The sequence below is a fragment of the Aeromonas sp. sif0611 genome, from assembly GCF_019218845.1.
Taxonomy (GTDB): domain Bacteria; phylum Pseudomonadota; class Gammaproteobacteria; order Enterobacterales; family Aeromonadaceae; genus Aeromonas; species Aeromonas media.
In genome coordinates this window covers 107,302-120,504 of record NZ_JAHUWU010000004.1, presented here as the reverse complement: position 1 = coordinate 120,504, position 13,203 = coordinate 107,302, and the positions used below count along the sequence as shown (strand labels likewise).

At 60.8% G+C, this 13,203-nt stretch carries 9 protein-coding genes; 5 read left to right on the top strand and 4 right to left on the bottom strand.

Features of this window, described 5'->3' with window-relative positions; genetic code table 11:
• The first annotated feature begins 2 nt into the window (after positions 1–2).
• Positions 3–1,526, top strand: a complete 1,524-nt coding sequence (locus KW824_RS11720) for a fumarate hydratase (protein ID WP_218409873.1) — start codon at positions 3–5, stop codon at positions 1,524–1,526.
• A gap of 160 nt (positions 1,527–1,686) precedes the next feature.
• On the opposite strand, the gene KW824_RS11715 is transcribed toward KW824_RS11720, so the two are convergent.
• Positions 1,687–2,166, bottom strand: a complete 480-nt coding sequence (locus KW824_RS11715; protein WP_218409872.1) for a cell division inhibitor — start codon at positions 2,164–2,166, stop codon at positions 1,687–1,689.
• Between the two features lie 233 nt (positions 2,167–2,399).
• Here KW824_RS11715 and KW824_RS11710 point away from each other — a divergent pair, with 233 nt between their 5' ends.
• Both KW824_RS11710 and KW824_RS11705 read left to right on the top strand, forming a co-directional pair.
• Positions 2,400–2,597, top strand: a complete 198-nt coding sequence (locus KW824_RS11710; protein ID WP_005323525.1) for a DUF4250 domain-containing protein — start codon at positions 2,400–2,402, stop codon at positions 2,595–2,597.
• 396 nt (positions 2,598–2,993) lie between these two features.
• On the top strand, positions 2,994–5,468 hold the full coding sequence (locus KW824_RS11705; RefSeq protein WP_043129852.1) for a glycogen/starch/alpha-glucan phosphorylase: 2,475 nt from the start codon (positions 2,994–2,996) through the stop codon (positions 5,466–5,468).
• Positions 5,469–5,532: 64 nt separating this feature from the next.
• On the opposite strand, the gene KW824_RS11700 is transcribed toward KW824_RS11705, so the two are convergent.
• The 3 genes from KW824_RS11700 to trxC all read right to left on the bottom strand — a co-directional run bounded on the left by KW824_RS11700 (position 5,533) and on the right by trxC (position 8,369).
• Positions 5,533–6,087 carry a cytochrome b/b6 domain-containing protein gene (locus KW824_RS11700; RefSeq protein ID WP_218409871.1) on the bottom strand — a complete coding sequence of 185 codons (555 nt, stop codon included), beginning with the start codon at positions 6,085–6,087 and terminating at the stop codon, positions 5,533–5,535.
• 301 nt (positions 6,088–6,388) lie between these two features.
• Entirely contained in the window at positions 6,389–7,774 is a 1,386-nt protein-coding gene (locus KW824_RS11695) for a DASS family sodium-coupled anion symporter (protein WP_005323530.1), read from the bottom strand.
• Between the two features lie 154 nt (positions 7,775–7,928).
• Entirely contained in the window at positions 7,929–8,369 is a 441-nt protein-coding gene (gene trxC, locus KW824_RS11690) for a thioredoxin TrxC (protein WP_218409870.1), read from the bottom strand.
• A 154-nt stretch (positions 8,370–8,523) separates the two neighbouring features.
• Between trxC and KW824_RS11685 the strand changes: the two genes are divergently transcribed.
• Positions 8,524–11,322: a response regulator gene (locus tag KW824_RS11685; RefSeq protein WP_218409869.1), complete on the top strand. Its 2,799-nt coding sequence runs from the start codon at positions 8,524–8,526 to the stop codon at positions 11,320–11,322.
• Positions 11,323–11,465: 143 nt separating this feature from the next.
• Positions 11,466–13,202, top strand: a complete 1,737-nt coding sequence (locus tag KW824_RS11680) for an ABC transporter transmembrane domain-containing protein (protein WP_043129856.1) — start codon at positions 11,466–11,468, stop codon at positions 13,200–13,202.
• Position 13,203: the final 1 nt, after the last annotated feature.

Sequence of the window (13,203 nt, the reverse complement as noted above, 5' to 3'; positions counted from 1 at the left end):
ATATGAGCATCATTAGAAAACAGGACTTTATCGATTCCATTGCTGACGCCCTGCAGTACATCTCTTTCTACCACCCCCTCGATTTTGTCCACGCCGCCAAGGCTGCCTATGACCGCGAGATCAACCCGGCCGCCAAGGATGCCCTGGCCCAGATCCTGATCAACTCCCGCATGTCTGCCGAAGGGCATCGCCCCCTGTGCCAGGACACCGGCATCGTCACCTGCTTCGTCAAGATCGGCATGCAGGTGCAGTGGGACAGCGACATGACGGTGCAGGAGATGGTGGACGAGGGCACCCGCCGCGCCTACACCAATCCAGACAACCCGCTGCGCGCCTCCGTGCTCGCCGATCCGGCCGGCAGTCGCAAGAACACCAAGGACAACGCCCCTGCCGTGGTGCACATCGACATGATCCCCGGCGACAAGGTGGAAGTGAGCATTGCGGCCAAAGGCGGCGGCTCCGAGAACAAATCCAAGATGGTGATGCTCAACCCCTCCGACGACGTGGTCGAATGGGTGCTCAAAACCGTGCCGACCATGGGCGCCGGCTGGTGCCCGCCCGGCATGCTGGGGATCGGCATCGGCGGTACCGCCGAGAAGGCGGCCGTGCTCGCCAAGGAAGCCCTGATGGAGCACATCGACATTCAGGAGCTGATCGCCCGGGGTCCCGAGACCACAGAAGAGAAGCTGCGGATCGAGCTCTATGACAAGGTCAACCGGCTGGGGATTGGTGCCCAGGGGCTGGGGGGCCTCACCACAGTGCTGGATGTGAAGGTCAAGTCCGCCCCGACCCATGCGGCCTCCAAACCGGTGGTGATGATCCCCAACTGCGCCGCCACCCGCCACGTTCACTTCGAGCTCGATGGCTCTGGCCCCGCCGAATTGACTCCGCCGAGGCTGAGTGACTGGCCGGAAATCACCCGTGAAGCGGGCGGCAACGTGCGCCGGGTCAATGTCGACGGCATCACCAAGGCCGAACTCGCCAGCTGGAAGAGCGGCGATACAGTGCTGCTCTCCGGCAAGATCCTCACAGGCCGTGACGCCGCCCACAAGCGCATTGCCGACATGCTGAAAAATGGCGAAGGCTTGCCGGAAGGGGTGGACTTCACCAACCGTTTCATCTACTACGTCGGCCCGGTCGATGCGGTACGTGACGAAGTGGTCGGCCCGGCCGGCCCCACCACCTCCACCCGGATGGACAAATTCACCGACATGATGCTGGGCGAAACCGGCCTCATCGGCATGATAGGCAAGTCCGAGCGCGGTCCGAAAACCGTCGAGAGCATCAAACAGCACCAGGCAGTTTATCTGATGGCCGTTGGCGGCGCCGCCTATCTGGTGGCCAAGGCCATCAAGAAGGCGCGCGTGGTAGCCTTCGCCGATCTGGGGATGGAAGCCATCTATGAGTTCGAGGTGGAAGACATGCCGGTAACAGTGGCGGTCGACTCCCAGGGCAACAACATCCATGAAACCGGCCCGGCCTACTGGTCTGCCAAAATCGCCGAGCTGGATACCAAGCTCGCCTGATCCGGTGCAAGCCCTCGCGGGGCGCCGGGCAGATGGCAGCTCATCACAGCCCATATGACAGAAGGCGACCTCAGGGTCGCCTTTCTCGTCTTGGTTGCCGCCCTGCCAGACTGACGCGCGGGGCGGGGAGCCCTGCTAGCCCGGGTCGGCACGATATTACTCAATGGTTCAGGTAGACGTCCTGCCCACCGTAACAGAGGGGGCCGCCCTGGGCAGAGGTGGGCTCGAAGAAGCGAGTCAGGACACCGGCACGCTGCCCCAGGGTGCTGAGGCGGCTGCAATCCAGGGCAACCCGTTCGGGCAACCAGGTCAAGACGGCGGCACAATGACCGTTGGCCAGGCTCTGCTCCAGCAGACGTTGCCAGTTCTTGATCTTGGGGCCGTGAACCACCAGTACCCGAGCGGGGTTGATCCCCTGTGCTTGTAGTTGCTTGGCCACGGGCAGCCCTGGCGGAGCTATGAGCAAAATCCAGCCGCTGTCGCTTTGGCTCAATCTTCCCAGCGCATCCAGCAACGGGGCTTCATGGAGATCCATGGCCAGTCGATGCTCATGCTCCGCCTTGCTCTGATGGCGGGTGGGCCAGGTGGTGATCACACCGGCAGAGGAGGAGAGTGGGCGGTGACTCAGGGGCTGGCTCATATGTGTGTCCTGTATGAATAACCATGCTGTATGCGCATACAGTAGTTCTATCTCACGCCAGTGACAAGGCGTTTGTGATTAAAAATGTGAGCCGACTAGCAAGATTTTTTATTAACTATTTGAATTTAAATACTATTTACATTGATGACGGGGTGGGTGTTTTTTAACCTGTAGACAAAGCGCGGGCCGGCGCTCATGGTTATACAGTATGTATGGCAAGAGGAGGGACCAAGATGGATGTGAGCACCTTGCAACGGCTGGACGCCAATATTCTGCTCGGGATCATCAACGAGAAGCTGCGGCTGGAGTGCGATGGTCTGGAAGAGTTGCTGGCTTACTACGACATGACAGAGGATCAGCTGGCCACCCGTCTGCAGCAGATTGGTTATCACTACGACCCCATGAGTAACCAGTTCAAGGCCCATGGTTAATTCAGCTCGGGAAGCTGCCCCAATTGGGGCAGCTTCCTTTTATTGCCGCGCTGAGACACCAAACATTGAAAGCGATTTCATCGCCGGCCTAGTTGGCGCTTATTTTCACGTATTTTCAGCCGCTGGCAATCATTGAAAACCTATTCATGAATCCATCTTTTTTAATTTCACTCAATGCTTTGATTTTTAAGGTTATTTTTATTTTGTTCAGGCGGGATATAGGAAAGGGTTTTCATGGTGAAACTGTCATTTTTATGCGTTAAAGTGTGACTCACGTTAACTTTTAAACCCCCGGCTTTAGCTAGTATGCCCACGCCGGAACATATTCTGAGATAACAACAGCGCCGGTCCCTCAAGGGGATAACATTTTTTATTTGTAACGAAGGAAAATGGTTTATGGCTACCAAGAAGAAGACAGACCAGGATCTCCAACTGGATAAAGATCAGCTCAAGGCGAGTATCGTGCGTCACCTGCGTTCTACCTTGGGTACAAGCGAACAGAAAGCCTCTCCCGAAGCATGGTGGAAAGCGACCGCTGCCGCCGTCAACGAACAGGTGTACGAGCGCCTGACCCGCACTCAGCAGACTCACTTCAAGAAAGATACTCGTGCGATTCACTATCTCTCTGCTGAATTCCTGATGGGGCGTTTGACCTCCAACAACCTGCACAACCTCTCTCTCTACAAGATCTGCGAAGAGGCCCTGGGCGAACTCGGTCTGGAATTGACCGATCTGTGCGAACAAGAGCCGGACATGGCCCTTGGCAACGGCGGCCTGGGTCGTCTGGCCGCCTGCTTCATCGACTCCCTGGCCACCCTGAATTACCCGGCGGTGGGCTACGGCATCCACTACGAGCACGGCCTGTTCCGTCAGGAGATCCAGGATGGTCGCCAGATCGAGCGCCCGGACTCCTGGCGTGAATATGGCAACCCCTGGGAGATCTGCCGCCCCGAGTCGGTGCAGGAGATCCCGCTCTACGGCTACGTGGAGACCGTGTTCGGTGACAAGGGCGGCCTGAAGAAGGTGTGGCACGCCGGTCGCAAGATCAAAGGGGTGCCTTGGGACATCCCTGTGGTGGGCTTTGGCGGTCACACCGTCAACATCCTGCGCCTGTGGGAATCCCGCGCCTCCGAGTTCTTTGACTGGGACGTGTTCAACGCCGGTGGTTACATCGACTCCCAGGCCGAGAAGGCCCAGGCCGAGACCATCTCCAAGGTGCTCTACCCGAATGATGAGACCGATGCAGGCAAAGAGCTGCGCCTGATCCAGCAGTACTTCTTCTGTGCCTGCTCCATCAAGGACATCATGCGCCGCTACAAGCGGGTCCATGGTTCGGACTTCCGCAACTTTGCCGCGCAAATTGCCATCCAGCTCAACGATACCCACCCGACCGTGGCCATCCCCGAGTTGATGCGGGTGCTGGTGGACGAGGAAGACTTGAACTGGGATGCCGCCTGGGCCATCTGCTACCAGGTCTTCTCCTACACCAACCACACCCTGCTGCCGGAAGCGCTGGAGAAGTGGTCCGTCAGCCTGTTCGAGAAGGTGCTGCCCCGTCATCTCGAGATCATCTACGAGATCAACGCCCGCTTCCTGAACGAGCTGGTGGAGCCCAAGTGGCCGGGCAACGACGCCATCAAGGCCAAGCTCTCCATCATCGAAGAAGGGGACGTGCGCAAGGTGCGCATGGGCAACCTGTGCGTCATCGGCTCCTGCAAGGTTAACGGCGTGGCCGAGATCCACTCCAAGCTGGTGAAAGAGGATCTCTTCCCCGAGTATGCCGAGCTGTGGCCCGAGAAGATGTGCAACGTCACCAACGGCGTGACCCCCCGTCGCTGGCTGCTGGCCTGCAACCCCGAGCTCGCCGCTCTCTACAACGAGGTGGTGGGCAAGGAGTGGCCGCTGCAGCTGGACAAGCTGCGCAGCGTGACCAAGTTTGCCGACGACAAGGCATTCCAGCAGCAGTTCATGACCATCAAGCGTCACAACAAGGAGAAGCTGGTCAAGGTCATCAAGGCGGAAACCGGCATCGATGTCTCGGCCGAGGCGATCTTCGACGTCCAGATCAAGCGTCTGCACGAGTACAAGCGCCAGCAGCTGAACCTCATCCACATCATGGCACTCTACCGTCGTCTGCTGGCGAACCCCGACTATGACATGCACCCGCGGGTGTTCATCTTCGGCTCCAAGGCGGCGCCCGGTTACAAGCTGGCCAAGGACATCATCTACGCCATCAACAAGCTGGCGGAGCGGGTCAACAACGATGCCCGCATCCAGGGCAAGCTGAAAGTGGTGTTCATGCCGAACTACCGCGTCAGCCTGGCCGAGAAGCTGATCCCGGCGGCGGATGTCTCCGAGCAGATCTCCACCGCAGGTTATGAAGCCTCAGGTACCGGCAACATGAAGATGGCACTGAACGGCGCCATCACCATAGGCACCCTGGACGGCGCCAACATCGAGATCGCCGAAGAGGCGGGGGCCGAGAACTGCGCCATCTTCGGCCTGAACGTGGACGAGGTGAAGTCCCTGAAGGCGCGCGGTTACAACCCGTACGACTTCTACTACGCCAACTCCGAGCTCAAGGCGGTGCTGGACTGGTTCGACACCGACTACTTCACGCCGGGTCGTCCGGGCGAACTCGCCTCCATCAAGCGCTCCTTGCTGGAAGGGGGGGATCCCTACCTGACCCTGGCCGATTTCGCCTCCTACTCGGAAGCGCACAAGCTGATCGATACCTGGTATCGGGATCCGGCGCTGTGGGCGAAGAAGGCCATCATCAACTCGGCCACCATGGGCAAGTTCAACTCCGACCGCTCCATCCAGGACTACGTGGACCGGATCTGGAAATTGAAGAGCTGCAACGTCGGCTGAGCACACCCAATATGAAAGAACCCCGCATTGCGGGGTTTTTTTATGTCATCGGGTCGAGGAGGCCTCAGCGCTTGTCGACGATCTCGGTGCCGGCCGGCACGCGCTTCCTGCCGGTGATCATGGCCCTGATGAGATCGCCCCGGGTCAGACGATCGAGGACGATGACCGCCAGCACATGGATGAAGATGGCTATCTGCAGCGCCTTGGCAAAGAACTCGTGGAGCTCTTCCATGAGGTCTTCATCAAACAGCTGCTCGTACCCCGTCATGATCCCGGTGACGGCTGTCCCCACCAGGCAGGTCAACATCAGCAGTATCATCAAGGCGCCCAGCGGAGTGTGGCCGGCATGATAGGGGTGTTTGCCCTGCCAGCTGGCCTGCAGGTAGCGGCCCAGGCGGGCCGGAGTCGGAAACCACTGGGCAAACCTGGCGTAGTCGGAGCCGACCAATCCCCACAGGATGCGCAGCACCAGCAATCCGGCCAAGGCGTACCCGACATAGCGGTGATTGCGTCTGCCTTCCTCCAGGATGAACAGGTTGAGCACGCACAGCAGGACGGTGGCCCAGTGAAACACCCTGATCAGGGGATCCCAGACCCTGATGGCCTTGCTGCTTCCCATCGCTTTCTCCATGATGTTTTCCTCTCGTTGTGATCCATCCCGGCTTTCCATGCGCCGATTGCCGGAGTGCCATTGTCCGCATCATGGAGGTACTTTCTTAAGGCCGTGTTAATGACCTGAGGTGCGCCACAGGGGCAGGGCCAGTTGCAAGGAGAGAGCGAGAGGCTGGGGGAATCACCAGAGGGAGGAATAAACAGAGCCCCGACGGTGCGGGGCTCTGGTGTGTCAACTGACTTGGGGTGTTCGACGGCTCAGGGGCTGGCTCCGTCAGCATCCTCAGGTCCATCAGCCTGGCCGGGGATCAGTGCAGGATATCGCCGAAGAAATAGGCCAGCAGGGTCAGGATGAGGGTGAACACCAGGTTCAGCACCAGACCTGCCCGCATCATCTCCCGCTGCTGGATGTGACCGCTGGCGAAGACGATGGCGTTCGGCGGCGTGGCCACCGGCAGCATGAAGGCGCAGGAGGCCCCGACTGCGATCAGCACGGACACCACTATGGGGGAGACCCCCAGCGCCTCGGCCACACCGGCGAACAGCGGCACCAGCAGGGCGGCGGTGGCGGTGTTGGAGACCAGTTCGGTCAGGAACACCACGAAGGCGGCCAGGCAGAGCAGAATGATGAAGATGGGCATGGTGGAGAGCGCACTGGAGAGGTGCTCCGCCAGGAAGGCATTGGCCCCGGTTTGCTTGAGGACGGCGCTTAAGGTAAGACCACCCCCGAACAGCAGCAGCACGCCCCAGTCGGTGTTCTGGTTGATGTCATCCCAGCTGGCGACCCGGCTGACGGCGATGGCCAGGATGGCGCCCATGGCGATCAGGGTATCGAACTGGGGAATGCCCCCCAGGGCCGCAGCGATGGGCTGGGAGCCAATCCACAGCAGCACTGTGGTCAGGAAGATGAGCAAGGTGGTCTTGCGCTGGCCGGTCCACTCTATGGTGACCTGCTCGGTGCTGACCTGGTGCGACAGGTTGGGGCGCGTCACCCAGTAGAGCAGGCCTATGCCCACCGGCATGAAGATGAGCACCACCGGGATGCCGAACTTCAGCCAGTCGGTGAAGCCGAGTCCCATCTGGGCGGCGGCGATGGCATTGGGAGGGCTGCCCACCAGAGTGCCGATCCCGCCGATGCTGGCGCTGTAGGCGACGCCAAGCAGAACGAAGACCAGGGTACGGCGCTCCTTGTGAACGTCGAGGCCCTTGAGCATGCCGAGGGCCAGCGGCATCATCATGGCGGCGGTGGCGGTGTTGCTGATCCACATGGAGAGCGCAGCCGTGATGGTGAACAGCACTATGGCTGCCCAGCCAAGGTGACCCTTGGCAAGCTGCATCACCTTGGCGGCGATTTGGGTATCGAGTCCCTGCTTGGAGAGGGCCGCCGCCAGGGCAAAGCCGCCGAAGAAGAGGAACAGGACCGGGTTGGCGAAGTCGGTCAGCGACTTGCTCATGTCAAACACCCCGAGCAGGGTGGCGAGCACCGGGATGGACAAGGCCGTGATGGTGATGTTCACCGCTTCGGTCAGCCAGAGAATGGCGATGAAGATCAGGATGCCGAGGCCTTTGTTGACCATGGGATCAAACGGAAGCCAGGCGAGCATGGCACAGAGCAGCAGGAGATCCAGGATGACGATCCCGGCCTTGATGTCCAGCCAGCGTGTAGGGGCGGAAGGGACTGCAGAGGTATTCATGTTGTTCTCTCGGTTAATTTATGGTTGTTGTTGTGTTGCCGAGATTACATTTATCCCCCTGTTTGAAACAGGGGGATGTGGTCAAAGCATGTGGCGACTCACAGAGTCAAGTGAAAATGGATCTGACATTAAACAGAAATTAAACATTCTGTTTTCATTTGGGCGCTGCCGCGGTGGAGAGCAGCCACTCCTTGAACAGGCTCTTGGGCAGGGAGCCGCTGCGCTGAGCCAGGATCTGTCCCCCTCTGAAGATCATCAGGGTCGGTATGCTGCGAATGCCGTAGCGGCTGGCGATGGCGGCCTCCTGTTCGGTGTCGAGCTTCACGAAGCGGATGCGGGGTTCGAGCTCCTGGGCTATCTCTTGAAAGACGGGGGCGAACTGCAGGCAGGGGCCGCACCAGCTGGCCCAGAAGTCGACTACCACCGGAATGTCGGACTGGATCAAGGCATCAAAGTGCGCCATGCGACCCGACACCGGGGAGTGGGAAAAGAGGGGTTGGTGGCAGCGACCGCACTTTGCACTGGCATCCACTTTGTCGTCGGGCAGGCGATTGCGGGTGAAGCAGTGGCTACAATAGGTAGTGACAAGTGACATAATTGGCTCCTTTATTCATGGCCCGGCAACATCTTTATTGCATTCACAGAGCAGACTAACGGTAACATAGCGCTCAGTTGTTTTTCACACTCGGCTGTCTGGTCGTGACCCTGAGTCACCGGATGGCTGACCATGACATGAGAATCGTGACGGGATGAAGAGTGTTGCACGGGTCAATCGTGTTGTCTTTGGCCTTATCATCGTATCGCTGCTGGCGTTTTCTGCCTATTGCTGGCAGTTGCTGAGCCAGCAACAACGCGCCTCCGATCTGAGCGTGGCCGCAGAGCTGGTCCTCAACCGGGTCAATACCGACACTGTGTATCTGCTGGGGCGAGAGAAGGCCAGCGATGGCAGCGTACAGCAGCGCCTCAGCCTGCTGTCGAGCAGCCTGGATCGCTTCGTGAGCCAGGTGCGCGAAGACCCGGGCTCGGTGGATGAGCCCACTTCCCAGGCGCTGCAACGGGACATCGATGGCTATCTGCTGGATCTCGCCAGGTTCTACACCATGGAGATGACCATCGAATACCTGGCGCCTCGTTTCCAGAGCCAGCTCAAGGCACTGCTGGCAACGCTGCCGGCCGGGGCCGAGCAATCCCGCGATCTTACCGAGCTTGCCCGGTTGAGCCACTACCTCAGGCGCAGCTGGGACACGAGCGAACAGCGTCAACTGCAGCAACTGCAGCAGCGGCTGATGGAGACCTCCCCCGGGCAGCCCAAGGTCATGGCCCTCACCCGACTCAGCCAGGAGCTCAATCAGCAGGTGATGGAGTACCATCGCCTGCGCAACCAGATCGTCGAGATGAAGGGGTTGTCCTCGCTGCCTGCGTGGAAACAGAGCAAGCTGGATCAGGCCTCGTCCCTCAAGAGCCGTTTCTATCTGATGGTGCTGGGGGGGGCGCTGCTCTGTTTCTCGCTGGTGGCCGCGACCCTGTGGCGCCGCAACCAGAAGCTGAGTGAGCTGTCCCGCCACGCCGCCTTGCTGGCCCAGGCCAAGAGCGATTTTCTGGCCAACATGAGCCACGAGATCCGCACCCCCATGAATGCCATCATCGGCTTCAGTGCCCTGGCGCTGCAGACCAATCTCGATCAGCAGCAGCGGGACTATCTCAACAAAATAAAGTCATCGTCTGACACCTTATTGTTGCTCATCAATGACATCCTGGATTTGACCAAGGTGGAGTCCGGCAAACTGACGCTCGAGGAGATCGACTTCGATCTCAGCGAGCAGCTCGACTCCCTGGCCGCCATGTTTGCGGACCTGGCGGAGCGCAAGCAGATCGAGGTCATCATCAACAAGTCGCCTGCGGTGCCCGATTTTCTGCGCGGCGATCCGCTGCGACTCGGTCAGGTGCTGGTCAATCTGGTCAACAACGCCATCAAGTTCACCGAACGGGGGGAGGTGGAGGTGGCCATCACTCTAGTCAATCAATACCCGATGCGGGTCTGTTTCAGCGTGCGGGACACCGGCATCGGCATAGCGCCGGAGAAACAGGCGCAGCTGTTCCAGCCCTTCACCCAGCTGGAGGCGGGCAACACCCGCAAATATGGCGGCTCGGGGCTTGGGCTCAACATCTCCCAGCGGCTGGTGGGGCTGATGGGGGGGGAGATTAAGGTGCAGAGCAAGCCCGGGGTGGGCTCCACCTTCCTGTTCGAGATCCCCCTGTCCCAGGTTGTCTATGGGGTCTCCGGACGCCGGGTCTTCTTCGATCACCAGCCCCTCATCCTGATGATGGATGACAACGAACTGGTGCTGGATCTCGCCAAGGACATACTGGGCCGGGCCGGTGCCTCGGTGATCGCGGTCAACAGCCTCTCCCGTGCCCGCCAGGTGCTGCGAGAGGAGGGCCACCACATCCGGCTCGCCATCCTCGACTGGCGCATGGGGCAGGAGGACGGTCTGGATCTCGCCCTCGAGATGTACCAGCACAGCCAGTGGCGGCGTCTGCCCATACTGATGACCAGCGCCTGGTCCAGGGAGGGGCTGCACGGGCGCATGGAGAGCATGGGGCTGACCCACTTCCTGCCCAAGCCCATGACAGAGAACGCCCTGCTGGCCAAGGTGGACGAGCTGCTCAACGGCAGCTCCCATGACAGCAAGGTTCGTCAGGCTGAGGCGCAGGGCGATCAGCAGCACTTTCGGGAGCTGCTGCACGGGACCCGGGTGCTGCTGGCCGAAGACAACCGCGTCAACCAGCAGCTTATCATGGAGTACCTGCGCCGGGTCGAGGCCGTGGTCACCGTGGTGGACAACGGGCGCGAGGCGGTGGAACAGGTGGCGGAGCAGCCCTTTGACGTGATCCTGATGGATTTGCAGATGCCGGTGCTCGACGGCCTGGATGCGACCCGCCAGATCCGCAAGATGGTGGACAAACACGATGTGCCCATCATAGCACTCACCGCCAGCGCCATGCCGGGGGACCGGGAGCGCTGCCTCGGGGTCGGCATGAACGGCTATGTCACCAAGCCGGTGAGCAAGCTGGATCTCTACAACAACCTGCTGCAGTGGGTGAAGAGCGCCAGCGGCGAGCGGCGGGCGCCGCCCGAGGTCAAGCCGCCGGATCTGATGGGGGTGCTGGATCTGGAGGATGCCCTGCACCGGCTGGAGCAGGACAGGGAGGCGCTGCAGATCCTGTTCAAGCTGTTCCTCTCGGAGCACAAGGACGATCTGTGGGACATTCGCTCCGCCCTGCGCCGCCAGCAGCCCGAAGTGGCCTGCCGCCTGCTGCACACCTTGAAGGGGGTGTCAGCCAACATCTCCGCCTCCCGCCTGCAACTGCTGGCTGGCGAGCTGGAGTGGCGGCTGCGGCTGCAAGAGGAGCTGAGCGAAGGCGAACTGACCCAGTTGCAGCAGGTCTTCATCCAGACCCGGGAGGAGGTCTCCCACTTCCTGCTGACCGGCGAGCAGCAGGAGTCGGTCGCCTTCCCGTTCTCGCCCCCCGACAAGCGGCTGTGAACCGGTGAGATAGCAATCGTTCTCAAGTCGTCCGCTTCAGGCTATGATGACCCACTCCCATCGCCCCCACCTCGGGGGCGATTGTATTGAGCTTCTCTCTATGACCACGCGGCGCCGGCTGTGCCGCGAGCAAGGACTTTACTGTGAGCGTATTTTTGCGGCTTGGCTGGTTTTTCAAGGATCAGTGGCGGCGTTATCTGATGGCCATCTCCCTGCTGATGATGGTGGCCCTGTTGACCGTGATCCCCCCCAAGGTGGTGGGCTGGGTAGTGGATGGCATCGCCAGGGGGGAGCTCGATGACGGTACCCTGATGGGCTATCTGGCGGGGCTCCTTGGCCTCGGCCTGCTCATCTATCTGCTGCGTTATGTGTGGCGGGTCATGCTGTTCGGGGCCTCCTACCGGCTCGCCTATGTGCTGCGCAACCGCCTCTTTACCCACTTCACCCGCATGAGCCCGGATTTCTATCAGCGCCACCGCACCGGCGATCTGATGGCCCATGCCACCAACGACATCCAGGCGGTGGAGATGACGGCCGGAGAGGGGGTGCTGACCCTGGTGGACTCCTTCATCGTCGGGATCCTGGTGCTCTCCATCATGTGCAGCCAGTACTCCTGGCAGCTGACCCTGCTCTCCCTGTTGCCGCTGCCGGTGATGGCCTTCTTCATGAACCGCTTTGGCACCCAGATCTACAAGGAGTTCAAGGCGGCGCAGGGGGCCTTCTCCCGGCTCAACAACAAGACCCAGGAGGCTCTCTCCGGGGTGCGGGTGCTCAAGTCCTATGCGGTGGAGTCCCTCGAGGATCAAGGCTTCGCCGAGCTGACCCGTCAGGCGGGAGAGCGCAACATGGCGGTGGCCCGCATCGATGCCAAGTTCGATCCCGTCATCTACCTGTGCATCGGCTGCTCCTACTTCCTCGCGGTGGCCGGCGGTAGCGCCCTGGTGCTGCAAGACAAGCTGACCCTGGGGGAGCTCACCAGCTTCACCATGTACCTGGGTCAGCTGATCTGGCCCATGTTCGCCATCGCCTGGCTGTTCAACATCATAGAGCGGGGCAGCGCCGCCTACTCCCGTATCGAGAGCATGCTGGGGGAGCGCAGCGACATCGAAGAGCCCGCCCGGCCTGCGGCCTTTGTCTCGGCTCTGCCCCTTGAGGTCAGGGGCCTGGGCTATCGGCTGGAGCAGCGTACCCTGCTGCAGGATATCGACTTTACCCTCAAGCAAGGGGGCATGCTGGGGGTGGTGGGACGCACAGGAGCAGGCAAGAGTTCCCTGCTCAAGCTCCTGATGCGTCTTGCCAATCCCACGGCCGGTGCCATTACCATGGGGGGCGTGCCCATCGATCAGCTACCCCTGGGCACCCTGCGCAACCAGTTTGCCTATGTGCCCCAGGAGCCCTTCCTCTTCTCCACCACCATCGCCGCCAACATCGCCCTCGGCAAGCCGGAGGCAAGCCAGGAGGAGATAGAGCGGGTGGCGCGCATCGCCTGCGTCCACGACGACATAGTTCGTTTCCCCAGAGGCTATGAGACCGAGGTGGGGGAGAAGGGGGTGACCCTCTCCGGCGGCCAGAAGCAGCGCCTCGCCATTGCCCGCGCCCTGCTGCTGGATGCCCCCATCCTGGTACTGGATGACGCCCTGTCGGCGGTAGATGCCCACACAGAGCAGCAGATCCTGCTGGCGCTCAAGGCCCACAGACGGACCCTCATTCTGGTGAGCCACCGCATGACGGCGGTGGAACAGGCCAACGAGATCCTGGTGCTGGAGCAGGGAGCCATCAGCGAGCGCGGTGCCCACGGTGCCCTGATGACCCACAACGGCTGGTATGCGGACATGGTGCGCTATCAGCGCCTGGAACAAGACGTGGAGGAGAGCCTGTGAG

Bases quoted from the DNA above. Each gene is read 5' to 3' on its own strand.
- KW824_RS11720 (WP_218409873.1), top strand. From the start codon at position 3: ATGAGCATCATTAGAAAACAGGACTTTATCGATTCCATTGCTGACGCC.
- KW824_RS11715 (WP_218409872.1), bottom strand. From the start codon at position 2,166: ATGAGCCAGCCCCTGAGTCACCGCCCACTCTCCTCCTCTGCCGGTGTG.
- KW824_RS11710 (WP_005323525.1), top strand. From the start codon at position 2,400: ATGGATGTGAGCACCTTGCAACGGCTGGACGCCAATATTCTGCTCGGG.
- KW824_RS11705 (WP_043129852.1), top strand. From the start codon at position 2,994: ATGGCTACCAAGAAGAAGACAGACCAGGATCTCCAACTGGATAAAGAT.
- KW824_RS11700 (WP_218409871.1), bottom strand. From the start codon at position 6,087: ATGGGAAGCAGCAAGGCCATCAGGGTCTGGGATCCCCTGATCAGGGTG.
- KW824_RS11695 (WP_005323530.1), bottom strand. From the start codon at position 7,774: ATGAATACCTCTGCAGTCCCTTCCGCCCCTACACGCTGGCTGGACATC.
- trxC (WP_218409870.1), bottom strand. From the start codon at position 8,369: ATGTCACTTGTCACTACCTATTGTAGCCACTGCTTCACCCGCAATCGC.
- KW824_RS11685 (WP_218409869.1), top strand. From the start codon at position 8,524: ATGAAGAGTGTTGCACGGGTCAATCGTGTTGTCTTTGGCCTTATCATC.